Below are 25,744 nucleotides of genomic sequence, written 5' to 3' on the forward strand. Positions count from 1 at the left end.
TCGATAGACACCAGCATAACAATATCGGCCCAGGATTCATTCTTCATAGAATATTGCCGGACCGAAAGACGCTTCGCATCGAGATCTGCGGTCATACGCAGAGCCATTCAATTACTGCGCGAATCCGTCCTCGCGGAAGACCGTGCCGCCGCGTCCGGTGTGGCGGGTGAGGCCGGGGATGCACGTTCGGGTGGCTTCGCCGTGGGGAACGGCTTCGGTGAGTCACCCGCGTGAGCTCCGGTCGACCGCTCATGGGACCGGCGTCGCCCGGAACGGCACGATGTCCACCGCTGGACGGGAAAAACCCTGTGGATCCGCGCGGGTAAGCGGGTGATTCGGGTGAGATCACCGAAGCATCCGAGCGGGCGCGGAGCGGTATCCGGTGTGGCGGCTCTATCCGGTATGGCGGGGGGAACGGGGGAAAAACGTCAGGTCGCGCGGCTTGGTCTGTGTGCCGCGCGACCCGGCGTCGTTGTGATTGATCACCACAAACTATCTCCCTTTACTCACCCCGAAGGGCGCTCCCATAAACCATGGTGCCACAGGGGCCGTAAAGGCTCTGTAAGTCGTGCCGGATGTGCGACCTGGGTCGTACATCGGGCTCCGCCTTCAGGGGGAAGGGGCGTGATCTGCGTATACGTATCGTGGTGGTGTGTTCGGCAGATTACGCGCCTGGAGCAGGCGCCATCCCAGGGTTACGGACGCGCTGTGGCTGAGCCCGTTCCTGCTGGTCTCGGTGCTCAACGTCTGGGCCGTCGGGACGGGTGACCTGGCGGCGTTGGGGGCGACGAGGCTCGGGCACTGGGGGTTCGCGGGGCTGGGGTTGCTACTGTTCGTGCCTCTGCTCTGGTTGCGGCAACGTCCCGTCACGGTCTTCGTGATCATCTCGCTGACCTGTTTCCTGCAGTGGCTGTTCGGTATGCAGCCACTGTTCTTCAACGTCTCGGTGCTCGTCGCCATGTACGGTGTGGCGTCGCGGCGCCCGCTGCGCTGGGCGGTCGGCGCGGGCCTGGTGGTGGAGTTGGGGCTGGCTCTGGCGTTCGCGCGGCCGGCACTGCCCCTTGACCTGAGTGCCTTCGCCACGGCTTCGGCGTTCGCGGTGGCGATCTGGATCGCGGGCATCTATACGAACACCCGTCGCCGCTACCTGGAGGGGTTGGAGGAGCGGGCCGAGCGGGCGGAGCGGGAGCGCGACCAGCAGGCCCGGTTGGCGGCGGCGGCGGAGCGGGCCCGGATCGCCCGTGAGCTGCACGATGTGGTCGCGCACAATGTGAGCGTGATGATCGTTCAGGCGGACGGGGCGGGTTATGCGATCGAGCATGATCCGGAGCAGGCGCGTCAGGCGATGCGTGCGGTCTCGGCGACGGGGCGCGGGGCGCTGGCGGAGATGCGGCGGATGGTGGGTGTGTTGCGGGCCGACGGTGTGCAGGAGGAGTACGCTCCGCAGCCGAGCCTGTCGCAGCTGGACGATCTGGTGGCGCGGGTGCGTGCGTCCGGGTTGGCCGTGGAGTTGCGGATGCTCGGTGTTCCTCGGGAGCTTCCGGAGGGGGAGCAGTTGACCGTTTATCGGATCGTGCAGGAGGCGCTCACCAATACTCTCAAGCATGGCGGTCCGGACAGCCACGCCGTGGTGGAGATGGAGTACGGCGTACGGGAGTTGCTGTTGCGGGTGACCGACGACGGTCGTGGTGCGGCGGCGCCGGAGCGCGAGGGCGGGCACGGCCTGGTCGGCATGCGGGAGCGGGTCGCGCTGTTCGGTGGGAGTGTGGAGGCGAGGCCCGGTCCCGGTGGCGGTTTCCGGGTGGTGGCGCGGCTGCCGATCGGTGAGGCCGGGGCGGGCCGGGCGGCTTGAGGGCGGGTGTCCGTGTCGGGCGTGGTGGCGATCGGGCGCGTCCCGCAGGGTGTTCTGTGGAGAGCGACCGGGCGTGTCCGGTGGAGAGCGGGACGGGTGTGGAGTGGTGAGCGATCAGGTGATTCGGGTGATGCTGGTCGACGATCAGGAGTTGCTGCGTACCGGGTTCCGGATGGTGCTCGGTGCCCATCCCGGCATCGAGGTCGTCGCGGAGGCGGGCAACGGGGCCGCCGCGGTGGAGGCGGTGCGGGCGGTCGAGGTCGACGTGGTGCTGATGGATGTGCGGATGCCGGTCATGGACGGGGTGGAGGCGACGCGGTTGATCTGTTCGGTGGCCGGGGGTCCTCGGGTGCTGATCCTGACCACGTTCGATCTGGATGAGTACGTGTTCGCGGCGTTGAAGGCGGGTGCGTCGGGGTTCCTGCTGAAGGATGTGCCGCCCGCCGATCTGGTGAGTGCGATCCATTCGGTGCACAGTGGGGACGCGGTGGTGGCGCCGAGTACGACGCGGCGGTTGCTGGAGCGGTTCGCGGTGCATCTTCCCTCGGCGGGGGCGGTCGAGCCTGCCGCGTTGTCGGGGTTGACGGCGCGGGAGCGTGAGGTGCTGGTGCTGGTGGCGAGGGGGTTGTCGAACACGGAGATCGCCGGTCGGCTGGAGTTGGCGGAGGCGACGGTCAAGACGCATCTGGGCCGGGTGCTGGCCAAGCTGGGTCTGCGGGATCGGGCGCAGGTGGTCGTGTACGCCTACGAGTCCGGTCTGGTGACCCCGCATTCGGCCGACTAGTGCGACGTTCCGCACCGAAGGTACAGATCCACCTCGGTCCTGGCATCAGGAAGGCAGGCCGACAACCTCGGTTTCCCCGCAGCGCGTTCGCAACCTCTGCTGAGGAACGGAGAGCACTGGCTCCGCTGGCCGACATCGGGGACAGTGGTCGCAGATCAATATCGGCATGTTCGAGGTGCGCCGACCGTTCTCATCCTTCCGTCCCGGCCGGCCCTCGTGGATGTCATCGGCCGAATGGCCGAGGTGGTGCTGCGACGTAGGTGGTGTCTCCTCTTCTGGGTACGCCCTGCGTAGGGCCGCAGGCCAGGCCTAATTCATGATGGATACCGCTTTTCCCGCCAATAGCGTTTGGTGCGTCATAACGCCACACGTTGTTGAGGAGAGCGAACCGTGACCATCACCGGAGAGGTCGGCACGTGGGACACGCGCGGAAAAGGCGCGGAGCCGGCCGTGACGGCCAGGGGTCTCACGAAGGTGTACGGCCGGGGGGACACCGCGGTGCACGCGCTGCGTGGCGTGGACGTCTCGTTCTCGGCCGGTGCCTTCACCGCGATCATGGGGCCCTCGGGGTCGGGCAAGTCCACGTTGATGCACTGCCTGGCCGGGCTGGACACGGTGAGCGGCGGGCAGGTGCGCATCGGGGACGTGGAGCTCACCGGTCTCAACGACAGGCAGCTCACCCTGCTGCGCCGCGAGCGGATCGGTTTCGTCTTCCAGGCGTTCAACCTGCTGCCGACGCTGACCGCCGAGCAGAACATCCGGCTCCCGCTGGAGATCGCCGGGCGGCTGGCCGACCCGGAGCTGTTCGACCTGGTGGTGGAGACCGTGGGGTTGCGCGACCGGCTGGGGCACAGGCCCTCGGAGCTGTCCGGTGGCCAGCAGCAGCGGGTCGCGGTCGCCCGTGCCCTGATCAGCGGGCCGCAGGTCATCTTCGCCGACGAGCCCACCGGCAACCTGGACTCGCGCAGCGGTGCCGAGGTGCTGTCGTTCCTGCGTACGTCGGTGCGCGAGCTCGACCAGACGATCGTGATGGTCACCCACGACCCGGTGGCGGCCTCGTACGCCGACCGGGTGGTCTTCCTTCGGGACGGCCTGCTGGTCAGCGAGTTGGTGGGGCCGACGCCGCAGTCGGTGCTGGACACGCTGATGAAGCTGGAGGCGTGAGGTGCTGAGGACGACGCTGGCCGGGCTGCGCGCGCACCGGCTGCGCCTGATGCTGACGTCGCTGGCGATCGCACTGGGTGTGGGCTTCATCGCGGGGACGTTCGTACTGACCGACACCATTGAGGCGGGTTTCACCCAGAAGTTCGCGGCGGCGGCCGACCGGATCGACGTCGCGGTGCTCCCGGGGCCGGACAAGGGCGACGAGCCGTCGGCCGTCTCCGACGCGACCCTGGAGAAGATTCGCGCCACGGCGGGTGTCGCCGACGCCCAGGGGCTGGTGCGGGGCACGTCCGCCCTGATCGGCAAGGACGGCAAGGCGGCCGGTGATTACCCCACGGCGGGGATCTCCCTGCCCGAGGGCGCGCTGAACCGTACCTCGATCGTCAGCGGTGCGGCGCCGAGGACCGCGAGGGAGGCGGTGCTCGACGAGGGTACGGCCAGGACCCGTGGTTTCAAGATCGGTGACACCGTCGCGGTGCTCGACTCGGAGAACGCCAGGCACGAGTTCACCCTGGTGGGGCTGTTCGACATCGGCCTGGACCAGGAGATCGGGTACACCGGCGCGGTCGGCTACACCACCGACACCGCCAGAAAGATGACCGGGCAGCGGGGGTTCCGGGAGGTCGACGTCGTCGCCGCCGAGGGTGTCTCCCAGGAGACGCTGCGCGCCTCGGTCGCGGCGGCCGTGGGGGCGGATCACCAGGTCAAGACCGGTGAGCGGTACGCGGCGGACCTGGCCAAGGCCAACGGTGCCAGCAGCGAGTTCCTCACGCTGGGTCTGCTGCTGTTCGGCGTGGTGGCGATGTTCGTGGCCGCGCTGGTCATCTACAACACCTTCAACATCCTGGTGGCCCAGCGGACCCGTGAGATGGCACTGCTGCGCTGCATCGGGGCGACGCGCGGGCAGGTCTTCGGCTCGATCGTGCTGGAGTCGGCGGTGGTCGGCCTGCTGTCGTCGGTGCTGGGCCTGCTGCTCGGCTACGGCATGGGTGCGGGAGCGCTGGCCGTGCTGACCGCGCTCGACGCGCCGCTGCCGTCGGTCGCGGCCTCCCTGACGCCTCGTACGATCGTCCTGGGCCTGGTCATCGGCCTGACCGTCACGGTCGGCGCGGCGCTGCTGCCCGCGCGGTCGGCGACGCGGGTGGCGCCGATCGCGGCGCTGCGCTCGCAGGCCGAGGAGCAGACCTTCAGGGCCGGCCTGATACGGATGATCTTCACGGTGCTCTTCCTGGTCTCGGGCGCGGGGGTCACCGCGACGGGAATGGCCATGGAGCCCGGCGAGACCGCGCTCGTCGTGGTCATGGCCGGCTGCTCGCTCGTATTCCTGGCGGTGCTGACCCTCGGCCCGGTGATCGTGAAGCCGCTGTCCGCCTTCGCGGGCTGGGTTCCGGCCAGGCTCTTCGGCGTGCCGGGCAGGCTGGCCGTGGACAACTCCCGGCGTAACCCGAAGCGGTCGGCGACCACCACGGTGGCGCTCACCGTGGGTGTGACGCTGATGACCGTCATCTCCGTCCTCACCGGCACCATCCGGGTGACGTACGCCCATCAGCTCGACGAGCAGTTCCCGGTCGACTACCTGGTGCAGAGCCAGGATCGCAGCTCGGAGTTGCCCCGGGCGATCGCCGAGGACCTGCGGACCAGGCCTGAGCTGACCGCGGTCGTCGCGTTCCGCGGGAGCACCGCCAGGCTCGGGACCGGGGACGAGAAGTACGAGGTGGGGACGTTCACCCCGGCTCCGGGCTTCGTCCCTAAGCTCGACGCGGGCTCGATCGACCGGCTCGTACCGGGGACCGCGCTCGTCGCGGACCACGTCGCCGAGCGGCTCAAGGTCGGGGTCGGTGACCGGATCACCGTGCGGACGGCGAAGGCGGGTGCGGTCGAGCTGTCGATCGTGGGCGTCTCCGGCCCGGAGGCGGGCCTTTCCGGTGTGACGGTGCCGGAGCGGGAGTTCGACCGCTACTTCGGCGAGGTGGGCGACAGCCGGGTGATAGTCAACTACTCCGACGGGGTGGATCCCGACCGGGCGCTGATGGTCGTCGAGGCGGCGACGCTGCCGTATCCGACGGCGAAGGTCGCCAGCTCGACGGAGGTGCGGGGCGAGTTCGACGAGGCGCTCGACATGATGCTGATGATCATCACGGGGCTGCTCGGCCTGGCGGTGCTCATCTCCCTGCTGGGCATCGCCAACACGCTCTCCCTGTCGGTCCACGAGCGCACCCGCGAGTCCGCGCTGCTGCGGGCACTCGGCCTGACCAGGCCCCAGCTGCGGCGGATGCTCTCGGTCGAGGCGCTGGTCCTGGGGCTCATCGGCGCGCTGGTCGGCGTGGTGCTGGGCATCGGGTTCGGCTGGGCCGCCGCGCGGACGATGACCGAGAACGTCATCTTCCAGTTGCCGGTGCCGCAGATCCTGTCGTTCGTGGCGCTGTCCGGCCTGGCCGGGGTGCTCGCCGCGGTCCTGCCCGCCCGGCGCGCGGCCCGCGCCTCGGTCGTGGGCTCGCTCGCGAGCGGCTGAGCAGGCCGGAGCGCGACCGAACGGGCTGAGCGAGGCCCGGCAAGACCGCGATAAGGCACGGCCAGGCGGGTCGAGCGGAGCCCGGCAAGGCCACGATAAGGCCCCGCAAGGCCGGACGGGTCGAGCAGGGTGGCCGGGACGTCTCCGTTATCGGGGGCGGCGTCCCGGCCACTGCTCCGCCACCGTCTCGGGGTTGAGCAGCGGCCGGATGACGATCTCACCGGTGGCCCGGTCGACGACCACGCACCCGGAGCCGGCGGTGTCGGGCAGCACGCTGGGATCGTCGGACTCAGGCTCGTTCGCCCAGGCGACATAGCCCTCTTGAAAGGCATAAATCCTGATATCGACGGCGGCGCCTGCGCTGCGGACACCGTTGAAGTACTCCTCCGCCACCGCCCTGGCCTGGTCCGGGTTCACAGCCGCCGCCCCTCCCTGTCGATCACGACGCAGAACACGCCGGTCACCGACTCGTACGGCGGCTCCACCGCCATGTGCCCCCGCTGCCCGTCGATCCAGATCACCTCGCCGTCGAAGTTCACCGCGTTCCAGGCGTGGCTGCCCCCGGCCGGCCAGCGGTTGATGACGACGGCCGAGGAACCGTGCCCACCGGCCAGCAGCGCCTGCGCGATCGGGAGGTAGGCGTGGCGCCCCTGCCCCACGTACTGGAAGCGCTGTCCCAGCCACCGCTCCGCCCTGGCCACTCCCCCGGCCTCGCCGCTGAGCAGCGGCCTGCCGACCCGGTCGTACTCGGGCCGCCGGGGCGCGGCCACCGCCGGGGCCCCGTACCAGGTGGAGAGCACCGACAGCGCGCAGTCGATCGCGTTGGTGGCCCGGAACGGGTCGTCGGCCGGCCCGGTCCCGTTGATCAACCTGATCCACATGCCGCGCGGGTCGGGGAAGCGGCGCGGGGTGCCCTGCTCGGTGAGGGGGACGGCCCGCAGCATGTCCTCCTCGGTCTGCGGATCAGGCCTGGCCAGCCCGCCCGCCACCCCGTACGGCCGGCACTGGTCCAGCCGGGCCGGCCCCCAGCGCATCCGCTCCCGCTCCAGAGGCGCCGCCGCCGAGGCCGCCACCTGAAACTCCAGCTCGAAGTCCCGCCACCGCTGCCCGTCCACGGTCACCACGGGGTTGTAGACCCCCGAGGCCAAACTCCACTCGCTCACCGGCTCCCCCGTCCCCGAACCCCTGGGAGCCAGATAGTAGAGCGGCCCACCCACCCGACACGGAGGAGTTGACCATTTAAAGGCCAGGGTTAACGGCCCTGCGGCCTCGTGGAGCGGCATCGAGGTCGCCGACACCGCCCTGACCTTCTCCGTTTCGGGCTCGCGCACGCGGGCGGCACGAGCGCCCTGCCCGCCGAGGCACTCGCCGCCGGCCACCGTCCCACCGCGCCGTGGCCCGGTGCCGACGGCTACGGGATCGGCTGGGGCGTGCAGCGCCACGGCGACCTGTCCATCGCCTTCCACGGCGGCAGCATGGGCGGGGTGGCCCGACGCCGGCTACGAGGAACATCGCACTAGGAGCTGTTTGAGGTTCGGATCTAGGTGAGGCCCGGCCGCGGTATCTTTCTCCCGTATTCCGGACGCCCCCGGTACGAGGCGAGAGCCAGAATGTAACCTCGACAGCGCCGATACCAAGTCGTACCGTTCAGGGTCTGTGCCGGAACAATCACGGGAGCGGCCTCAATGATCAAAGCTGTCATCAGCCCGGACCAGTACGGCACCAACCCGTACTCGGTTCCCACCGCCAAGTACCGCATCGAGAATCCGCACATCACGCCGGGCCAGAACATCGCGACGTTCCACCTGACCCGGCGGCGCGACATAGACGACCAGGGCACCGTCACGGACTGGTTGTCTCCCGCCGAGTACCCGGACCGGCTCATCACCGTGCCCAGCCTGGGCGTGGCGTTCAAGCAGGACGTCGGCATCCGCGGGAAGACCATCACCCTCAACACCAGCCATTCGGAGTATCAGCTCTACCAGCACAACCAGGAATTCGTGGCGCTGCGGGAAGCGGAAACCTGGCCCCGCTACTACGTCATCGACTGGGTCTTCACCGAGCGGCCCGCCTGTGGCGCCAAGTTCCACAACTGGAAAGTCGTCGCGGGTGGCTGTGAGCGCCTCCTCGACCACTGCGAAGACCAGCAGAGCCTGCGCCTGTGGGACCGCGACAAGGGTGGGGAATGGCCGTACAGCAATCGCCCCGACATGCAGATCACCGTCCACAGCATGTTTGACCCCGGCACCGCCAGCAGTGCGATCAAGGCTGCTGCCGCCGCCTACAAGAAGTCCCTGCAGAAGTAGTCTCTCGCACCGGGGGTAGCCCAGACCACCGTCGTGCTGGTCTGCCCCCGCGACCAGTGAGACCGCCGGGTACCTGATTCGGGCTAGCGGGGGCTCAAACGCGCTCAGATGCGCCAGTCGGCGAGAGGGCTCTAGGCACTGCGGCTTGACGCTGGAGTTCGGGAAAGCGAGCGCCCCAGAGAACGCGGACGGGCGGCGGTAGCACCACCTCCGGCCACAGTCTGCGCAGCATCGCGGCGTTGAGGAACTGCCGTAGATCCGCAGGAGTCGCGCTTTCCCGGATCACCCGCATGTACAGCAGGCGCGCATCGGCGAGCTGATCCAGGTGGTAACCGCGCTTCGGCCCCCAGTCGAGATGCCTGGGCAGCATGACCACACCGTCGACCGGCCCGACGAGCTCCTCCAAGGTCGTGGGCACGACATATGGACGGAGCGCTCCATATCCCCTGGCATGCATAACCTCAGCGTGACCGATAGAAGCATGATCATGCCTGGCCCCGGGATATGGCCGGCGGGAACATGACGGATCCCCCGCTCGATCAGCAGTAGCTGCACGACCGCCAGCGCCCTGTCATGACTTTCCGCCGTAGCCTCATCGACCACCTCAGAAAAAACCGACGAAACCACGCGCTTCGCCATTTACCCTCCAAGGTCGGAACCATCAGATTCGGACCGCGAATGCCTTGCCATTCGCGCCGCTTCCGACCTTATGAATTGCCAAGAGGGCTGACTTTCACTTTTTCAGTGAAAGATCTCTCCGCGATAATTCCCTAGAGTGCCATTCTGTTTTCGAGCCGCCGCAGGGATTCGGGGACGGTTCGATAGTGGGCGAAGAGTTGCCTGGCAGTACTTCTGGCAGTGGGATGGAAGTACGTCATCTCAGGCGCGACTTTTTCGGCCACAACAAGCCGTTTCAATGCCTTTTCCTCCTTACCCACCCAGGCCAGGGTTCGCACAGGTCAGCCCTCGCGTGTTGGTGGCTTTGGTCGGCCGATCTCAGCCAACCGGCGTGCGGGGGCCTATTGCTGCACCTGCTGAGTCATCGAGGTCATCTTGCGTTGGCCGGGGAACCGTTCTGTGCGGGTGTCCCGACAAAGGCCGCGATGTGCTGGATACCGGGGCTGTAGCCGTTCGCGGTGTCGACCATCAGTGTTGGGACGTCCAGCGAGATCGGCACGAAGGACTCGAGTGAGTGTTGCCCTGCCGCGATCGCTTCGAGTAGGTCTTGATCAGCGTGCGCCGCTCGGTGGTTGCCGTGCTCGGCGCGTTGGGCGATCCGAGCGTGGGCGATCGCTGCGGGGACCCTGCAGCGGATGACTCGGATGTGTGCGAGATCGGCGAGCGGTTCCAGGTTCGGGCGCCATAACCGGTCCTGGAAATTTGGCGTATTCGGCCGGGTACCGGTGGGCCATTTCCGGTACGGGCCGGTGTTCCACCAGGTGTTCGATGGTGAAGTCTGCGGCGGTGAACTCCTCGACCCAGTGCTGGAGGGGTTGCCGCCAGTATCTGTGGAGCAAGCCGCAGGACCAGGTCTCGTCGACGTGCCGGGCGTCGAAGTAGCTGCCGCCGTCGGCGAGCCAGTCGGCAGCCGGGTGGCTGGTGGACAGGACGAGTCGTCCCTGCGGGCGTAGGACGCGATGGAGTTCGCGCAGGGCGGCGACGCGGTCGTGGACGTAGTGGATGACCAGCGTCGCGAGGATGAGGTCGATGGTGGCGTCGGGCAGCCAGTCAAGGGGTTCGTCGAGGTCGTGCCGGCGCACGGGCACGGCGGGGCCGAGGCGCCTGCGGGCGTGTCGGACCATGTCTGCGCTTTGGTCGAACCCGATGGCGTCGGCACCGCGCGCGATGAGCTCGGTCAGATACAGGCCGGGCCCGCATCCGGCGTCCAGGACGCGCCGACCGTCGACGTCGCCGATGAGATCGAGGACGGTGGGCCGGTCGTAGAGGGCGTTGTAGGCGCTGCCGGCTGCTTCGTCGGCGAAGGTCTCGGCGAAGCCGTCGTAGGCCGCTGCCGCGCTCAGGCGAGCGCGGGCGAGCGTGAAGCTGGCGGGGGTCGACGTTGAGCAGCGTCAGCCGCAGGTCGTACCTCCAGCTGTCCACGACCGATCGCGGTGATCGACCACCGTCGCGTACGACGATGACCTCGAAGTCGCGCAACCTCTGGCGCGACAGGCTGCGTAGCGCCCGGTGCAGCGGACCCGGACGGTCAGCCGTGGGGATGATCACGCTGATCACGGGACGCTCCTGAGATCGAGGTGGACATCGTCGCTGAGTTCGCACCGCACCCGTGCGCTGGCCAGGCGCCGTGCTGGTTCGTCGCCACCGCGCAGGGTCGCGGCGGCCGGGGCGGGTACCGCTGAGATCCGGTAGAGCTCCGCGCGGGAGGCGGTGGTCGACGATCGGGTGGTGCGGATCTGGACGGCCCATACGGTTCGCCGGTCGCGGGTCACCTCGATGGCCCGTCCGGCTTGGGCGTCGCTGATCAGTATGTTGCCGCCCGGGAGTCGTTCGCAGCCGCCGGCCATCGCGCAGAACAGGTCTTGCGGCGGGTCGGCCGTGTACTGCCACACGATCGCGTCGCTGCTGGGGTCGATCTCCAGCACGCGGGAGCGGCCTACGGCGTGACCGTTGTCGAAGACGAGCACGGTGCCGCCGGGCAGGGCGGAGGGCTGGTGTTGGCCTGAGAGCTCACCCGGCCCCCAAAACCACCGCACCGACCGGGCTGCCAGGTCCAGCACCGCGATCATGTTGAGTTCCCGCAAGGAGACCAGCACATCGCCCTGACTCCATACCCCGCCAGGATGGGCATCGAGGATCTCGACCGTGTTGGCGTGCAGAACGTCGCTGGGCGAGCCGGGTAGGTCTCGCAGCAACCGGGAGACCTCTCGTCCCCGGTGATGGCCGCTCGACCGGTTCGGCATGCAGGAGCGTGCCGCGTCGAGGTTCGGCGAATTCGCTCTGCGACGCCCGATCTCGTCCTCGATTAGCGAGCGCGGGGTGTGGTGGGAGGTGAGCGCGTCGTACAGCGAATGGGCCGCGAGGATGCCACCGTCGCGCCCAAGGATCGTCACCGTGTTGTCCAGCAGGATGTGGGTGCCGCCGCGCCACTTTGTTGCAGCAGCCGCTGGCCGCCTCGCACAGTGCCCACCGCTCAGGGCGCAGGCTCAGCTCGAACCCCGGGTCCAAGACGTTGCCGTAGGAATGCCGGTCCAAGACCGCGTACCTCGAACACCGGTAGGTCTGGCCATGGATGTCGATGAACAGGTAGTCGTGGCCGGCCCGGCAGGGCCGGCCCAGCGGGGAGGTCAGGCCCATCAGGGCGACCTCGGTGAGCGCGCCGTCTCCGCCACAGGCGACCACCGTGCTCAGCGCGTCGGCGGTCCGCATCAGCGGAACCGCGGCAGCGGCGTCGCCGGTGTGCTCAAAGGCCTTCGACGGGGCGAAGGGGTCGTAGCCGAGGTCGACGTTGAACCGCAGCCCCGCCTCCAGCGCTGCGCTCTTCACCCGTTTGACCGTCTCGCTATCGTCGAACAGCAGGGCGTTCACCACGACGAAGCAGCCGTACTCCTCTTGCGCGAAGCGGGCGGCGCAGATGAACTTCTCCAGGCTCATCTGACTGTCGTGCCAGGTGAGCCAGAGCGACAGCTTCCCGAGGTTGGCCATGGATTCGATCGTCGGCAGCCGCTGCTTCAGCAGGCAGGCGTTGGACAGCAGTTCCACGTACCGCACACCCGGCTGCCGGGTGAGCCAGCCCGCCCTCTTGAGGAAGAACGGCGAGGCGAAAGGCTCGCCCAGGCTACCTAGACGCACCTCGACCTCGAAGGGCCGCGACCCCAGCCAGCCCGTGATGGAGGTGAACGTGTCACGGTCACCAGGGTCCTTCCAGTCATACCTGCGGCTCTTGGCCCAGGACCCGACGGACACGCAGTACGGGCAGTCGAAGTTGCACAGCCGCTGGGCGGCGACGTACCAAATCCTCACTGGCTGCGACATGGTCCCCCTCATCCGAAGGTCGCGATGGGCCGGAAGTCCCGGCCGGGAAAGTCAAGCTTCTGGTTATGACAGCGCCGGCACAGAAAATCGTCGGCCGCCTCGGCCACCCCGAACACACGCCGCCGCAGGCGCACCGCGATGTCGCTGGTCATGAGGTCGTCGACCGAGCCGTCGCGGATGTTCCCGAACACCTCCCGCTGGTAGTAGTCGTTGCAGCACAGGAACAGGTCACCGCGAACGCTGACGTTGGCGTGCTGGACTGGCCACCCGCATCCGGTGAGCCGCCCGTCCACCCGCACGTCCCGGAAGTACTCCGCCCCCACCTCGCCCACCCGGTCGCACGTCAGGCTCGGATAGATCTCCACCCCGAGCGGCTCGTACCGGCGGGCCACCCCGGCGAGGTTGCGCACCAGGCGCTCACCGACGCCGTTCACGACGATCTGGACGCGGAATCCGGCGCGGATCGCCCGCTCCAGGTTCTGCACGGTGTGCGGGTAGCTGCGCGAGCCGGTCAGCTCTGCGAACTCCCGCGGGTCGGTGCTGGGCAGGTTGACAATGAGGTGGCGAAGAACGCCGTGACGGCTCAGCGCGTCGATCTTGTCTTGGGTGAGTCCTGAGGCGTTGGTGTAGAGCGCGAGCTGGAGCCTGTACTGCGCCAGCACAGCGAGGCGGTCGGTGAAGTACTTGTCCAGGGTGGGTTCGTTGAAGAACTGGAAAGTCACGTAGTCGATCGTTGCGACCTCGGCGAGTTTCGCGATGATCTCCTCGAAAAGGTCCATCGGCATGGTCTGGCGAGGCTTCGGGTCGGTGGCGACGGGACAGAAGCGGCAGCCCCAGTTGCAGTGGGCGGTAACCTCGATCTCCCCCGACACCAGCCGGTACTCCCGGCAAAGATCGTCGGGTGTCTGCAGCCAGGTGCGGTCGACGGCCGCGCCGACCCGATCGGCACCGAATCGCCCCACCAGATGCTGAACACTGCAGGGCTCCTGCGCGCACGCCGTGAGCATCTCCAGCACCCGGCGGTCGCTCTGCCACACGATTTGACGGTCGAGCCCGACGATCCCGAACACCACGTCAGCCGCCGGAGGATCACCCTGGGGGAACGTCGGACCGAAGGTGTCGGTCAGGTAGATGACCGGTGGATCGGCGCCCGGCGCGACATGGGTGAGATACGGCGATGTCTGAAGCAGCTCCGGCAGCATGATCCTTCTCGGGCGCGTCCGCCCCGAGGCAACGGTGAATACCTCGGGGCGGACGCGGTCCAGCAGGGCGGAATCGATCGCCGCGGTAGTGCAGGCCACCTGCTCGGCCCGTTTGGTCGTCATGGGCTCAAGGCTCCCTTCATCCTTGCGGAGGAGGCCGACATCGCAGTACGGGAGTGATGTTCGCGGTCGGGGGTGTTCAGCCGGGCCAGGGCGTCGGCGAGGTCTTGTGCGACCTGCTCAGCCGTGAGCGGATCAGTCGGGTGCCGGGTCATCGAGCCGCTTCCAACCGCAACTGGTCGCGCAATGCGACCATCGTCGGCGCCTCAACGCATCCCTCCCCGTGCGTGGCTCGCCATTGGTCGCCCACCCGCTCCAGGTGCCAGCCCGGAAACTCCCCCAGGGCCTCGCCCGTCACCTCTACGCACGTCATCGGATGCTCCTCCTGGCTTGCCCTACTGCGCACGTCGCCGCTTCGACCAGTGGAACGCGGACAGGACGGACGCGGCCACCTTGTAGCCGAGACGTTGCGAGGCGTAACGTGAGACCGCCAAACGTCCCCCAACGCCCTGAGGGGATCGCCTCATGGTCAATGAGCGCCTGCGCAACACGCTGCTGTCCAGCCCCTACACCGAGGCCTCTCTCGCCGCCCACCTCGGCCTGGACACCAAAAGCGTGCAGCGGTGGATCACCAAGAACATCACCCCCCGCCGGGCGACCGCTCACCGCGCCGCGCAAACCCTGAACGTCCCCCTCGCCTGGCTATGGCCCGAGCTTGCCATCGAGCCGACCGCGGCGGCGGAATCGGAGATTGTTCGGCTATATCCGCATCGCTCCGACACTCCCCGCCAGATGTGGCTGGATCTGCTCACCCAGGCGCGCAGCCAGGTATGGCTGTTCGCCAACGCCAGCCTGTTCCTGCCCGAGGACAACCCCGACTCCATCACGGTCCTCAAAGACAAGGCAGCCGCAGGAGTGAGCGTGCGCATCATGATGGGCGATCCCGACTGTCCGGAGATGACACTCCGCGGCGTGGAGGAACGCCTGTATGACGCGATCCCCGCGCGGATCCGGATGGCTCTGGCCTACTACAGCCCGCTGTCGCAGGCCCCCGGCATCCAGTTCCGTCTCCACCGCACCTCTTTGTACAATTCGATCTTCCGCTATGACGAGGAGATGCTGGTCAACCAGCACATTTACGGGACCTACGGCTACATCGCGCCGATCTTGCACCTGCGGCGTGTCGACGGCGGTGACTTCTTCGACACTTACCTGCGCAGCTTCGAGCGCGTCTGGGAGAGTGCCTATCCGATCCAGGAGTCGAACTTCTACCAGCAGCGGCAGATCTTGATCGAGGAGAGCATCAGGCCTTCAGGTGCGCCGAAATCTGAGCCTGAACATCGGTGACCGCCTTCACCACGGCGGCGGTGTCGGCCAGATCCGCCAGCGCCACATCCGCCCCCTCCGCGAGCAGTTCGGCCACGGTATTCGGCCCAGAAGCCACCCCGATGGCGACAGCTCCGCCGCGGCGGGCGGCTTGGATGTCGCGGATGGTGTCGCCGATCAGCACCGTGCTCGACGCGTCGAGCATGACCTGGTACTTGGCCCTGGCCCGGTTGCGGGCCACCTCCACCAGGTGGGCCCGGACCAGGTCATCAGACCCATATCCACCCACCTCGAAATCCAGCCCACCGTGTAGATTGAACACCTCCACTTTGGTGAACGCGTTGGGCTGCACGTTCCCGGTCAGCACGGATTGGATGACCCCGGGCATCTGGCCCAGCGCGGCGATCGCCTCCCGCGCGCCCGGCAACGCGTGGCCACGTTGACGCAGCCGGTCTCGTCTCGCGGCCAGGGCACAGGTCAACACCTCCGGGAACCGGGCCAGATGCGCCGGCGTGACCTGCACGTCATGCCGCTCCAGAAGATCGCGCATGATCTCCGGATCGGTCCGGCCATCTGTTCGGGCACGGTGCTCGGCAGGCCGGCCGGTCAGCAACTCGAACGCGGCCGCGTAGGTCTCCTTGCTGACGCCTGCGTTCTCGATCAGAGTATGGTCGACATCCCACAAGACAAGCACGCAAGCCGGTACCGAATCCACCCGCGGGTCTCCGATCAGAGAGAAGGTTCACATGGTAACGCTCACCTGCCCGGCCTGCCGAGAGCGGCTCTCATAAACGAAGGTTCGCGATACACAAAGATCAACATGGCGTTCCCGTAGGTCGCCTCTGTAACGCATGCCGTGTACGCGCCTATGTAACGTGCAAAGCTTGTGCGCAGCAGCCCCCTTGACACACCGACCCTTCAGACGGTCATGCGCCCTTGCAGCGCACGCAGTGGTTCCGGAATCCTGCGATGGACTCGTACGAGCTGGCGGACCGCCTCTCTTGCCGAAGGGTGGAAGCGCGTCATCTGCGGCGCGACCCGCTCAGCGTTGATCATGCGCTTGAGCGCCCTGTCGTTGTCGTTGACCCACAGATGAGCCCTTGCCATGTCGATCTCGTGGTGCGCCCGGCGCTCGTCATTGTTGTCCGGTCCGGATAGGTCGACACCCTGGTCCAGCCGAATGGCTTGATCGAAATCACCCAGTTCGACGGCCACCGCACACCCGTGAATTGAGGCGTTCCCCGGGTTCATCTGCAGGCCGTAAGGGTCGCGACGATCTCTTGGGCTGATCCGTGCCGCCGCCTCGGTCGCGGTCCCGTGGTGCTCCCAGGCATCCGCTGTCTTCCCCGCTCTCGCGGCGGTGATGGCCGCGTTCAGATGCAGCGCCCCGAAAACCTCCGTTGACACCGGGTTATCCTGATCGACTTTACTCATGGCCTGCTGGACCATTTTGAGGGCGACATCCCAGGAACCCATGGTCATCAGCAACCGTGCCCGGCCCAGGGTGACCACATACGGCAGATATGGATCTTCCGCGCGCTGCGCGGAGAGCGTCGTTCGTTCCACCACGACCTGTGCCAGGTCGTTGTAGCCGAGGCGGCGTACCAGGGATCCAGCCAGCGCTTGAGCACGGTTGAGCAGACGCCAGGCACGAACCGTATCCAGTTCCATGACCTGAATCGTCAATTCCTCCAGGAGCGCAGGCAGCAGAGCGCCGAGCTGGGCGTACGACACAGATTTTTGAAGCTTCTGAAGCGCGACCACCTCAGCGGCCAACTCGTCGAGCGTTCGGGGAGGCATGCCCAGTTCGGGTGCGACGTCCACATAGGCCAAGGCCACACGAATGGCAGGAATCGCCGCGTGCACGGCGTCACTGCGTTCGTCGGTGCCCCGGTATGGTTGCCCGTTGATCTCCGCCGGATCCACCGAGCAGGCCCGTGCGACAGCTGCGACAAGAGACGGGGTGGCGGGCCTGGCGCCCGACTCGACCTTGGCGATCAAGCTTCGAGAGACATGCGCGAGCCCGGCCAAGCCTTCCTGGGTGAGATTTCGGAGCTTCCGCGCCTTGGCTATCCGGTCCCCGGTGTGCTCGCTACGCTCGGCGTACGTCAGGTCGGGGTTCCAGTCCTGCCCGGTCATCTCGGTGCCCTCCTCGCGACTGCGCGGCGTCTCCACGATAACGAGCCACCCCTGTCAACGAGGGAAAGATTCCCCTTCCGCCAGGTGATAGCCGACCGCATACGCATCCAACTCGGCTTCGGCAGCGGCCTGCCGCTCCGGGTCGGCCATCTCGGGATACAGCCGGTGTGCCTCGGCCTTGACCTCCTGCCAGCGGCGTACAGGGCTCACCGGCGCACCATCCCTATGTCGGTGGTCGAAAGACTACTGATCGAGAGCCACCGGGATGGTTCGAATACAGCCTGAGTCAGCTGACCCGCACCTGGATGGTGTGCCAGCCGGTGGCACCGTCGGGGGCTATCGGGGCTCGGTCGGGGGTCTGGGTGTAGCCGGTGGCGTCGGTGGCGCGGACCTCGATGGTGTGGCTGCCCGGGGTGGCGTCCCAGTCGTCGAGGACCCACTGGCGCCAGGTGTCGGCGGTGGGGGCCTCGGCGAGACGGGCCTGGCGCCACTGGCCCCCATCGACGCGGACCTCGACCGCGTCCACACCCTTGTGCTGGGCCCAGGCGACGCCCGCGACGACGGTGCGGCCCGCCGGGACGCTCGCGCCGTCCCTGGGCAGGTCGATGCGGGACTCGGTCTTGACCGGGCCCTTGGCCGACCAGCCCCTGGGCGTCCAGTAGGCCTCGTCCTCGTCGAAGCGGGTGACCTTGATCTCGGTGACCCACTTGGTGGCCGAGACGTAGCCGTAGAGACCTGGGACGACCTGGCGGACCGGGAAGCCGTGGTCGACGGGAAGCACCTCGCCGTTCATGCCGAAGGCCAGCAGGGCGTCGCGGCCGTCGAGGACGACGTCGACCGGGGTTCCGGCGGTCCAGCCGTCGGCGGAAGTGCTGAGCAGCATGTCGGCGCCTTTCTGGACACCCGCGTCGCGCAGCACGTCGGCCAGCCTGACGCCCAGCCAGCGGGCGTTGCCGATGTAGGGGCCGCCGACCTCGTTGGAGACACAGCAGAGCGTGACGTCGGCCTCGACCACGGTGCGCTTCATCAGGTCGGCGAAGGTGAGCTCGACCGGGCGGTCGACCATGCCGTGGATCTTGAGAGTCCAGCTGCTCGGGTCCACCTGAGGGACGACCAGGGCGGTGTCGACCCGGTAGAAGTCGTTGTTCGGGGTGACGAACGGCGACAGGCCCTTGATTTTGAGGTCGACCCCGGTGGGCAGCGGCGCGAGGGGGGTCGTGGGCCGGGGCAGCGCGATGCTGTTGCGCGCCACGCTCACCTCGGCCCGCCCCGACAGCAGGCGTCCGGCGAGCCCGGCCACCCCGGCGACGGCGACGCCGCCGAGCACACCGGTCAGCAGGCCCCGGCGGTCGAACGCGCGCAGGTCTCTCCCGGCCCGCATGACCGGCGGCGTGGCCGGCTCGTGCCGTTCCCCGGCCTCCGGCAGAGGCTCCGGCGATGAATCCGGCGCGTCCTTCCGTGGCGCCCCCTGCGCGATCTCCCACGGTCCGGCGCCGTGCGCGGTCCCCGCCGCGCCCGCGGCGCCGCCGGGCATCGGGTGCTCCCGGTCGCCGTACGGACCGGTCGAGGCGCCGGCGAACTCTTCGACGGGCACGAGGGAGCGGCGGATGATCCGTCGCAGCGCGAACATGCCCGCACCGACGCCGACCACGGTCGGCAGGACGTCCGCGAGCCCGGAGTCCGGCCGGGTCAGCACGGCGACGACTCCGACGAGGCCGAAGGCGGCCAGGCCCACCAGGCCGTACCGGACGTCGTGGGCGGCGGCGATGCCCAGCGCGGCGGCGATGAGCGCCATGACCACGAAGATCCCGCCGAGCAGCACGACCTTGTCGTTCTCGCCGAAGGTGCGGATCGCCCACTCCTTGAGCGCGGCCGGGGTGAGGTCGACCGCCGAGTTGCCCACCGCGACGATCGGGAAGGCGGAGGGGTTCACCAGGCCCGCGACGAGCAGGGACACCCCGACCGCCACCGCGCCGGACACCAGGCCGATCAGCGCCGCGGCCCACGAGGGCATGCGCCTGTTGCTCTGCATACCTTCGACGCTACGCCCATCCGGGCCGCGGGTTCTTACACGCCGATTACAGACTCGCCGGGATAAGTCAGACGAGCACTTCGGCGAGGATGGGGGCCAGGGCGCGGAAGGCACGACCCCGGTGGCTGATGGCGTCCTTCTCCGCGGCGGACAACTCGGCGGTGGTACGGGTCTCACCCTCGGGGAGCAGGATCGGGTCGTAGCCGAAGCCATTGGTGCCGCGCGGGGTATCGATGATCACGCCGTGCAGCGCGCCCTCGATCACCCGTTCCGCTCCGGAGGGGAGCGCCAGCGCGGCGGCGCAGGCGAAGTGCGCGCCCCGGTGCTCGGCGGGCACGTCGGAGACCTGGGCGAGCAGCAGGTCGAGGTTGGCCAGGTCGTCGCCGTGCTTTCCCGACCAGCGGGCGGAGAAGATGCCCGGCATGCCGTTCAGCGCGTCGACACAGAGGCCTGAGTCGTCGGCGATCGCCGGCAGGCCGGACTGCCGGGCCACCGCGTGCGCCTTGAGCAGGGCGTTCTCCGCGAAGGTCAGGCCGGTCTCGGCGACGTCGCCGATCTCGGGGAACTCCTCAAGCCCGACGATCTCCACCGGGACCTCGGCATCGGCCAGGATCCGGCGCAGCTCGGCGATCTTCCCGGCGTTCCGGGTTGCGAGGACGACACGGGGCCTGCTCATGCCAGGGCCTCCCGCTGCAGGCGGGTGAGCTCGGCGCAGCCGGCCGCGCCGAGGTCGAGCAGCTCGTCGAGGGCGGCACGGTTGAACGGCTTGCCCTCGGCGGTGCCCTGGACCTCGACGAACTCGCCGGAGCCGGTCATCACCACGTTCATGTCCGTCTCGGCGGCGACGTCCTCGGTGTAGCAGAGGTCGAGCAGCGGCGTGGAGCCGACGATGCCGACGGAGACGGCCGCGACCGAGTCGATCAGCGGGTCGGCGCCGCACATCTTCCGCTCGCGCATCCAGGCGATCGCGTCGGCCAGCGCCACGTACGCGCCGGTGATGGCGGCGGTGCGGGTGCCGCCGTCCGCCTGGAGCACGTCGCAGTCGATGACGATCGAGTTCTCGCCCAGGACCTTGTAGTCGACGCAGGCGCGCAGCGAGCGGCCGATCAGGCGGGAGATCTCGTGGGTACGACCGCCGATCTTGCCGCGTACCGACTCGCGGTCGTTGCGGGTGTTCGTGGCGCGCGGCAGCATGGCGTACTCGGCGGTGATCCAGCCCTGACCGCTGCCCCGGCGCCAGCGCGGCACGCTGTCCTGCACGGAGGCGGCACAGAGCACCCTGGTGCCGCCGAACTCGACGAGCACCGAACCCTCTGCGTGGGTGATCCAGTCGCGGGTGATGGTGACAGGGCGGAGCTGATCGGGAGAACGTCCATCTGCACGAGCCATGAAGTTCACCCTAGGTCATACCGGAGCCCGCTTCGTGCGAGTTCCATGCGCCCGCCGAACCCACCGCGGGAGGCGTCCTCCCTGACGCGGTCGTGATCGTTCCAGGGCACCAGGTGGGTCAGCACCAGGGTGTCCACCTCCGCCCTGGCCGCGTGCTCGGCCGCCTGGCGGCCGCTCAGGTGCAGGCCGGCGGGGAGTTCGGGCCGATCGAGGTGTGACGCCTCACACAGGAACACGTCCGCCCCGGAGGCGAGCTTGACCAGCTCGGCGCTCTCGCCGGTGTCGCCCGAGTAGGCCACCGAGCGCCCGCCGTGGGAGACCCTGAACCCGTAGGTCTCCACCGGGTGGTTCATCAGCGCGGTCGTCACCTCGAACGGGCCGACCTCGAACGTTCCCGGCATCAGTTCCACGAAGTCGAAGGCCGTGTCGAGCGACGGTTCGTCCGGCATCGCGTAGGCCGAGTTCAGGCGCCGGCGCGCGTCGGCGGGCGCGTACACCGGCACCCTGGGCAGCGGGCCCTCGGGCGAGTAGGTGCGGACCACGTGGTACGGGCACATGTCGAGGCAGTGGTCGGCGTGCAGGTGCGACAGGCAGATCGCGTCCACGTCGTACAGGCCGAGGTGCCTCTGGAGCGCGCCGAGCGCGCCGTTCCCGAAGTCCAGCAGCATGCGGAACCCCTCCGCCTCCAGCAGATAGCAGGAGGAAGGGCTGTCAGGGCCGGGAAAGCTTCCCGAGCACCCGATGATCGTCAATCTCACGGCGGCCTCCTACGGTTCACAGTGCGGCGCCGCGCCGCGCCGCGCGGCACGGCGCGGGCGCCGGTGGCCGCCCCGCCCTTTCCGGCGCTCCCCCTACGGAACGCCGGAACACCGTCACGCGCGATGCCCGTTGTTCGAAACATCACCCACCACCGCCACCTCGACCGCATCGATCTCCGGTCCGAGGAAGCGTCGTCCGAGGTCGGCGAAGAGGCCCGCGTCACCGGTGGCGCGGAAACGGTGTCTGGGCGCACCCCCTACGGCGGCCAGACCCCGGTCGTGCAGGATGCGGTACACGTCCTTGGCCGTCTCGTCGGCGCTGGACACCAGCGTGACGCCGTCTCCCACCACGTAGGAGATCGGCCCGATGAGGAGCGGGTAGTGCGTGCATCCCAGGATCAACGTGTCGCACCGGTCGGCGAGCACCGGCTCCAGGTATTCGCGGATGACGTCGATGAGCTCCTCGCTCATGGTCTCCCCGCGCTCGACGAACTCCACCAGGCGCGGCGCCGCCACTCCGGTCAGCCGGACGTCGGGGGCCGCGGCGAACGCGTCGTGGTACGCCATCGACTCGATGGTGGCCCTGGTCCCGATCACCCCGACCCTGCCGTTACGGGTGGCACGTACGGCACGGCGGGTGGCCGGCTGGATCACCTCGACGACCGGCACGTCGTAGCGCTCGCGGGCATCGCGGAGCACTGCCGCGCTGGCGCTGTTGCACGCGATCACCAGCATCTTCACGTCGTGCTCGACAAGGTGATCCATCACCTCCAGCGCGTAGGCGCGGACCTGCGCGATGGTCTTGGGGCCGTACGGCTGCCTCGCCGTGTCCGCCACGTAGAGGATCGACTCGTTGGGCAACTGGTCGATGATCGCCCGAGCCACCGTGAGGCCGCCGACACCGCTGTCAAAGATTCCAACACTCGCTTGCGACACAGTTCCCAAGGCTAGGCGACCTGGGACGATCGAACACGGTAAGAATCCTCACAACGCCTATTACCGATTCGGCCTTGTGTTTTCCCGCTCTGCGGGGCCGCTCACCCGGCCGGCCCCGCGGGTGTCAGATGGCGTAGTCGACATGGAAAGTCGCGCGATAGGCGCGGGGCCGCTCGCCCGACCGGCCCTGCGGGTGTCAGCCCCGCCCGACGCGAGCCAGCTGGCGGGACTGGGCGACCAGGCGGCCCGCGGAGTCCCAGACCTCGACGTCCTCGTCGAACCAGCCGTCATTGATCAGCCTGCCTCCGGCGATGAGGGTCAGCCAACCGGGGGCGGGCAGGGCGCGCAGGTGCCAGGTGAGGTCGACGGTGGGGGCCCAGCCACGCTTTCCGGCGGAGAAGACCACCGGCGGCAGGCAGTCCACGGCCAGTGCCAGCACGTACGGGTCGGGGTCCTGTGGCTCGGCCATCCGGAAGTAGGCGCGGGCCTCGGGGCGGCCGCTGGGCTTGCCGTCGAGCCACCCGATGGTGGGAGGATCGAACGCCAGGTCCATCTGGGCGTTGAGCGTCATGTTCGACTCGGTCTTGGGAGCGGGCAGCCGGAGGCACCGCTCCATCGGCGGCATCGCCGCCGATGGTCCGTCCGTCCAGTCGGGGGCGGCGCCGTCGAGGGTCGCGGTCGTGACGAGGGACTCGATGATGGAGTCGCCGTCCCTGACCAGGCTGGCCCGGGTCATCGTGACGGTGCGGCCGGTCTTGATCTGCTCCAGGCGCACCTGCGCGGGGCCTGGGACGGCGGCGCGCAGGAACTGGGCGCCGGTGGTCACCGGGTGCTCATGGGGGGAGGCGTCCACGACCGCGCGCAGCAGCACGGCCATCAGGTAGCCGCCGTTGAGGGGCCCGCCGACTGAGTATCCGGGGTCGAGGCACACGTCGTAGGTGGTCTCGTCCACCCGGATCGCCTCTGTCGCCTCGTCGAACTTCGTCATCCACACTCCCGAACCTTGTTCTAGAGAGCTCACTTTACCTACCCCCCGCGACCTCCGTTTCCCCGCCCCCCTGACGCTTCACCAGCCGAGCCGCACCCGAGCCGAATCCGAGCCGTACCCAAGCCGCACCCGAGCCTGACCCCGAGACCGATCCGAATCCAAACCGAGCCCGAAACGGGTCTGAAGGCAACCGGGTCGCGAGATTCCCCACGGTTTCCGGAGCCGCCCGAGCCCCAGGAAAGGTCAGAGCCGGCCGGAAGAAGGCCTGGCGACCACCTGCGGAAATAGCATGACAAAGCCCATAAGGCCGAATGAAGCCCCAGAGAGCGGGCTCGATCCCGCTTAGACGTACCAATCACATGGTTAGTTCAATGCAAGCGGGTTGCTAGCAATGTGCACTAGCTTCTTTATATCCACGAAGTCCACATTGTGAGTGATCATGCCTGCCAACAATCCCCCCGACCAGTCGCCCACCCCGGATCAGCAACCCGACAGGACGATCGCCTACCGCTGGAATGAGGGCGCGCAGCGAAGCGACCAACCGCACACGCAGGCCTATCCTCAGAACGGCCAGCCCGGATACCCCCAGCCCCAGCAGGGCTACCAGCAGGGGCAGCCCTACCCGCAGCAGGGCCAGCCCCAGTACAACCCCCAGCAGAACTACGGCCAGCAGAACTACGGCCAGCAGGCCGGCCAGCCCTACGGCCAGCAGCAGCAGAACTATGGCCAGCAGGCCTACCAGCAGCAGGCGGGGAACTGGCAGCAGGGTCCCGACTTCCTGGGCTCGGGGCAGCCGACCGGAGCTCCCCCGCGCAAGGGCGGTAAGGGCTGGCTGCTCGCGGCGATCGCCGCGCTGGTCGTGGTCCTGGTGGGCGGCGGCGGCGTCTTCGCGGTCAACCTGCTCAGCGGCGGCGGCACGCAGCCGCACGACGTGCTGCCCGCCAACGCCATCGGCTACGTACGCCTTGACCTCGACCCGGCCGCGAACCAGAAGCTGGCGCTGTTCGACATCGCCAGGAAGTTCACCACCACCAAGGACTCCTTCAGCGGCGACGACCCGCGCCAGGCCATCTTCGACCTGCTGAAGAAGGAGTCCGACAGCCTCAGCAAGGTTAACTACGCCACCGACATCGAGCCGTGGCTCGGCGTTCGCGTCGGCGTGGCCGCGGTGCCGCCCGCCAAGGGCGCCAAGGAGCCCGGCGCCGTGGTGGCCGTCCAGGTCACCGACCAGGACAAGGCCAAGGCGGGCATCGCCAAGCTGATGGGCGAGGAGAAGTACGGCATCGCCTTCCGCGACGACTACGCGCTGCTCAGCCCCACCCAGGCGGAGGCCGACCAGGCCGCGGCCGCCGCGCCGCTGTCGGAGAACGCCACCTTCTCCGAGGACCTGAGCGCCCTCGGCGAGACCGGCGTCCTCTCCTTCTGGGCGGACGCCGGCAAGATCGCCCAACTGGCTCCCGAGCTGACGACCCAGGACCCCACCGCCCTCGCCCAGATCAAGAACGTCCGGGTAGCCGGCGCCCTCCGCTTCGACAGCGGGTACGTCGAGCTCGCGGGCATCAGCCGCGGCGCCCAGGACCTGGACATGGGCACCCTCGAAGCCTCCCGGATCAGCGCGCTGCCGGCCTCCACCGCCGGCGCGGCCTCGTTCTCCGGTCTCGGCGAGATGATCGGCAAGCAGTGGACGCAGCTCATGAAGTCGGCCGACACGGCCGGCGGCGGTGGCGTGCAGCAGCTCGTCGACCAGGCCCAGCAGCAGTCCGGGCTGGCGCTTCCCGACGATCTGGTGACGCTGCTCGGCAAGAACATCACCCTCGCGCTGGACGCCAACGGCCTCGACGGCGACCAGCCGAAGTTCGGCGCGAAGATCGTCACCGACCCGGCCAAGGCGCAGGAGATCGTCGGCAAGATCGAGAAGTACCTTGCCGGCACCGGGACGACCGTCCCGCAGCTCGCCAAGGTCCCCGGTGACGGCACCTTCGTCCTGGCCAGCTCGCAGGAGTACGCCGCCGAGCTCGACAAGGACGGCACCCTGGGCGACAGCGAGACCTTCCAGCTCGCGATCCCCAACGCCGACGAGGCGACCTTCGCCGTCTACGTCGACCTGGACAAGGTGGAGAAGCTCTATCTCAACGGCCTGCAGGGCGACGAGAAGGCCAACCTCCAGGTGCTGCGCGGCATGGGCATGAGCGGCACCCAGTCGGGCAGCGAGGCGACCTTCTCGCTGAGGCTCCTGTTCAACGACTAGCTCTCCGAGGCTCCTGACCGATCAGACCTCCCCCGATCCCCGGCCGGGCTTCCGC

Annotated in this window: 25 protein-coding genes and 1 pseudogene; 9 read left to right on the forward strand and 17 right to left on the reverse strand. The window is 68.4% G+C overall.

Annotated features, from left to right (window positions below):
- Window positions 1–652: 652 nt before the first annotated feature.
- The 4 genes from OIE13_RS23135 (at window position 653) to OIE13_RS23150 (ending at window position 6,312) form a co-directional block, all read left to right on the forward strand.
- Window positions 653–1,852, forward strand: a complete 1,200-nt coding sequence (locus OIE13_RS23135; RefSeq protein WP_326636661.1) for a sensor histidine kinase — start codon at window positions 653–655, stop codon at window positions 1,850–1,852.
- Between the two features lie 118 nt (window positions 1,853–1,970).
- Window positions 1,971–2,636 (forward strand): response regulator transcription factor, encoded by a 666-nt coding sequence (locus tag OIE13_RS23140; protein WP_326646983.1) that lies wholly within the window; start codon window positions 1,971–1,973, stop codon window positions 2,634–2,636.
- Between the two features lie 390 nt (window positions 2,637–3,026).
- Window positions 3,027–3,800, forward strand: a complete 774-nt coding sequence (locus OIE13_RS23145; RefSeq protein ID WP_326636659.1) for an ABC transporter ATP-binding protein — start codon at window positions 3,027–3,029, stop codon at window positions 3,798–3,800.
- 1 nt (window position 3,801) lies between these two features.
- A complete protein-coding gene (locus OIE13_RS23150) occupies window positions 3,802–6,312 on the forward strand; it encodes an ABC transporter permease (protein WP_326636657.1) in 2,511 nt (836 codons plus the stop codon).
- A 147-nt stretch (window positions 6,313–6,459) separates the two neighbouring features.
- On the opposite strand, the gene OIE13_RS23155 is transcribed toward OIE13_RS23150, so the two are convergent.
- Window positions 6,460–6,729 (reverse strand): hypothetical protein, encoded by a 270-nt coding sequence (locus OIE13_RS23155; protein WP_326636655.1) that lies wholly within the window; start codon window positions 6,727–6,729, stop codon window positions 6,460–6,462.
- Window positions 6,726–7,475 (reverse strand): toxin glutamine deamidase domain-containing protein, encoded by a 750-nt coding sequence (locus OIE13_RS23160; RefSeq protein WP_326636653.1) that lies wholly within the window; start codon window positions 7,473–7,475, stop codon window positions 6,726–6,728. Before OIE13_RS23160 ends, OIE13_RS23155 begins: the two co-directional genes overlap by 4 nt.
- A gap of 108 nt (window positions 7,476–7,583) precedes the next feature.
- Between OIE13_RS23160 and OIE13_RS23165 the strand changes: the two genes are divergently transcribed.
- Together OIE13_RS23165 and OIE13_RS23170 are read left to right on the forward strand one after the other, a co-directional pair.
- Entirely contained in the window at window positions 7,584–7,832 is a 249-nt protein-coding gene (locus tag OIE13_RS23165; RefSeq protein WP_326636651.1) for a hypothetical protein, read from the forward strand.
- A 165-nt stretch (window positions 7,833–7,997) separates the two neighbouring features.
- Window positions 7,998–8,618, forward strand: a complete 621-nt coding sequence (locus OIE13_RS23170; RefSeq protein WP_326636650.1) for a hypothetical protein — start codon at window positions 7,998–8,000, stop codon at window positions 8,616–8,618.
- A 94-nt stretch (window positions 8,619–8,712) separates the two neighbouring features.
- On the opposite strand, the gene OIE13_RS23175 is transcribed toward OIE13_RS23170, so the two are convergent.
- Entirely contained in the window at window positions 8,713–9,036 is a 324-nt protein-coding gene (locus tag OIE13_RS23175; RefSeq protein ID WP_326636649.1) for a hypothetical protein, read from the reverse strand.
- Between the two features lie 811 nt (window positions 9,037–9,847).
- The gene (locus tag OIE13_RS23180) at window positions 9,848–10,507 is read right to left on the reverse strand and encodes a class I SAM-dependent methyltransferase (protein ID WP_326830310.1); all 660 of its coding nucleotides are present in this window, start codon (window positions 10,505–10,507) and stop codon (window positions 9,848–9,850) included.
- Here OIE13_RS23180 and OIE13_RS23185 point away from each other — a divergent pair.
- A complete protein-coding gene (locus tag OIE13_RS23185; RefSeq protein WP_326828752.1) occupies window positions 10,409–10,681 on the forward strand; it encodes a hypothetical protein in 273 nt (90 codons plus the stop codon). The genes OIE13_RS23180 and OIE13_RS23185 overlap by 99 nt on opposite strands.
- 67 nt (window positions 10,682–10,748) lie before the next feature.
- Here the strand turns inward: OIE13_RS23185 and OIE13_RS36790 are convergent.
- The 4 genes and pseudogenes from OIE13_RS36790 to OIE13_RS23200 all read right to left on the reverse strand — a co-directional run.
- Window positions 10,749–10,898: pseudogene (locus OIE13_RS36790) on the reverse strand (glycosyltransferase family 2 protein); the annotation flags it as partial.
- On the reverse strand, window positions 10,850–11,539 hold the full coding sequence (locus tag OIE13_RS23190; RefSeq protein WP_326830311.1) for an arylsulfotransferase family protein: 690 nt from the start codon (window positions 11,537–11,539) through the stop codon (window positions 10,850–10,852). The pseudogene OIE13_RS36790 and the gene OIE13_RS23190, both read right to left, overlap by 49 nt.
- A gap of 1,080 nt (window positions 11,540–12,619) precedes the next feature.
- On the reverse strand, window positions 12,620–13,936 hold the full coding sequence (locus OIE13_RS23195) for a radical SAM/SPASM domain-containing protein (protein ID WP_326828753.1): 1,317 nt from the start codon (window positions 13,934–13,936) through the stop codon (window positions 12,620–12,622).
- A gap of 148 nt (window positions 13,937–14,084) precedes the next feature.
- Window positions 14,085–14,246 (reverse strand): hypothetical protein, encoded by a 162-nt coding sequence (locus OIE13_RS23200; RefSeq protein WP_326828754.1) that lies wholly within the window; start codon window positions 14,244–14,246, stop codon window positions 14,085–14,087.
- A 152-nt stretch (window positions 14,247–14,398) separates the two neighbouring features.
- On the opposite strand from OIE13_RS23200, the gene OIE13_RS23205 reads away from it, so the two are divergent.
- Window positions 14,399–15,220 (forward strand): XRE family transcriptional regulator, encoded by an 822-nt coding sequence (locus OIE13_RS23205; RefSeq protein WP_326636638.1) that lies wholly within the window; start codon window positions 14,399–14,401, stop codon window positions 15,218–15,220.
- Here OIE13_RS23205 and OIE13_RS23210 read toward each other — a convergent pair.
- From OIE13_RS23210 to OIE13_RS23250, 9 genes are all read right to left on the reverse strand, one after another.
- Window positions 15,177–15,884, reverse strand: a complete 708-nt coding sequence (locus OIE13_RS23210; RefSeq protein ID WP_326636637.1) for an HAD family hydrolase — start codon at window positions 15,882–15,884, stop codon at window positions 15,177–15,179. The two genes, OIE13_RS23205 and OIE13_RS23210, sit on opposite strands and share 44 nt — an antisense overlap.
- Window positions 15,885–16,117: 233 nt before the next feature.
- Window positions 16,118–17,338 (reverse strand): helix-turn-helix domain-containing protein, encoded by a 1,221-nt coding sequence (locus OIE13_RS23215; protein WP_326636636.1) that lies wholly within the window; start codon window positions 17,336–17,338, stop codon window positions 16,118–16,120.
- Window positions 17,339–17,392: 54 nt separating this feature from the next.
- On the reverse strand, window positions 17,393–17,548 hold the full coding sequence (locus tag OIE13_RS23220; protein WP_326636635.1) for a hypothetical protein: 156 nt from the start codon (window positions 17,546–17,548) through the stop codon (window positions 17,393–17,395).
- A gap of 76 nt (window positions 17,549–17,624) precedes the next feature.
- Complete coding sequence (locus OIE13_RS23225) at window positions 17,625–19,370, reverse strand: molybdopterin-dependent oxidoreductase (RefSeq protein WP_326636633.1); 1,746 nt, start codon at window positions 19,368–19,370, stop codon at window positions 17,625–17,627.
- A 67-nt stretch (window positions 19,371–19,437) separates the two neighbouring features.
- Complete coding sequence (locus tag OIE13_RS23230; RefSeq protein ID WP_326636630.1) at window positions 19,438–20,046, reverse strand: XTP/dITP diphosphatase; 609 nt, start codon at window positions 20,044–20,046, stop codon at window positions 19,438–19,440.
- Window positions 20,043–20,759 (reverse strand): ribonuclease PH, encoded by a 717-nt coding sequence (rph, locus tag OIE13_RS23235; RefSeq protein ID WP_326636628.1) that lies wholly within the window; start codon window positions 20,757–20,759, stop codon window positions 20,043–20,045. The genes OIE13_RS23230 and rph overlap by 4 nt, the downstream gene beginning before the upstream one ends.
- Before the next feature lie 5 nt (window positions 20,760–20,764).
- Window positions 20,765–21,517 carry an MBL fold metallo-hydrolase gene (locus tag OIE13_RS23240; protein WP_326636626.1) on the reverse strand — a complete coding sequence of 251 codons (753 nt, stop codon included), beginning with the start codon at window positions 21,515–21,517 and terminating at the stop codon, window positions 20,765–20,767.
- Between the two features lie 114 nt (window positions 21,518–21,631).
- Window positions 21,632–22,453 carry a glutamate racemase gene (murI, locus tag OIE13_RS23245; protein WP_326636625.1) on the reverse strand — a complete coding sequence of 274 codons (822 nt, stop codon included), beginning with the start codon at window positions 22,451–22,453 and terminating at the stop codon, window positions 21,632–21,634.
- Window positions 22,454–22,649: 196 nt separating this feature from the next.
- Entirely contained in the window at window positions 22,650–23,441 is a 792-nt protein-coding gene (locus tag OIE13_RS23250) for a thioesterase family protein (protein WP_326636623.1), read from the reverse strand.
- Window positions 23,442–23,880: 439 nt separating this feature from the next.
- Here OIE13_RS23250 and OIE13_RS23255 point away from each other — a divergent pair, with 439 nt between their 5' ends.
- The gene (locus OIE13_RS23255) at window positions 23,881–25,689 is read left to right on the forward strand and encodes a DUF3352 domain-containing protein (protein WP_326828755.1); all 1,809 of its coding nucleotides are present in this window, start codon (window positions 23,881–23,883) and stop codon (window positions 25,687–25,689) included.
- The last annotated feature ends 55 nt before the right edge of the window (window positions 25,690–25,744 follow it).

The sequence above is a fragment of the Streptosporangium sp. NBC_01810 genome, from assembly GCF_035917355.1.
In the GTDB taxonomy this organism is placed as follows: Bacteria; Actinomycetota; Actinomycetes; order Streptosporangiales; family Streptosporangiaceae; genus Streptosporangium.

Coding starts and splice junctions, on each gene's coding strand:
- OIE13_RS23170 (WP_326636650.1), top strand. CDS start 7,998: ATGATCAAAGCTGTCATCAGCCCGGACCAGTACGGCACCAACCCGTAC.
- OIE13_RS23190 (WP_326830311.1), bottom strand. CDS start 11,539: ATGCCGAACCGGTCGAGCGGCCATCACCGGGGACGAGAGGTCTCCCGG.
- OIE13_RS23195 (WP_326828753.1), bottom strand. CDS start 13,936: ATGACGACCAAACGGGCCGAGCAGGTGGCCTGCACTACCGCGGCGATC.
- OIE13_RS23200 (WP_326828754.1), bottom strand. CDS start 14,246: ATGACGTGCGTAGAGGTGACGGGCGAGGCCCTGGGGGAGTTTCCGGGC.
- OIE13_RS23205 (WP_326636638.1), top strand. CDS start 14,399: ATGGTCAATGAGCGCCTGCGCAACACGCTGCTGTCCAGCCCCTACACC.
- OIE13_RS23215 (WP_326636636.1), bottom strand. CDS start 17,338: ATGACCGGGCAGGACTGGAACCCCGACCTGACGTACGCCGAGCGTAGC.
- OIE13_RS23225 (WP_326636633.1), bottom strand. CDS start 19,370: ATGCAGAGCAACAGGCGCATGCCCTCGTGGGCCGCGGCGCTGATCGGC.
- OIE13_RS23230 (WP_326636630.1), bottom strand. CDS start 20,046: ATGAGCAGGCCCCGTGTCGTCCTCGCAACCCGGAACGCCGGGAAGATC.
- rph (WP_326636628.1), bottom strand. CDS start 20,759: ATGGCTCGTGCAGATGGACGTTCTCCCGATCAGCTCCGCCCTGTCACC.
- OIE13_RS23250 (WP_326636623.1), bottom strand. CDS start 23,441: ATGACGAAGTTCGACGAGGCGACAGAGGCGATCCGGGTGGACGAGACC.
- OIE13_RS23255 (WP_326828755.1), top strand. CDS start 23,881: ATGCCTGCCAACAATCCCCCCGACCAGTCGCCCACCCCGGATCAGCAA.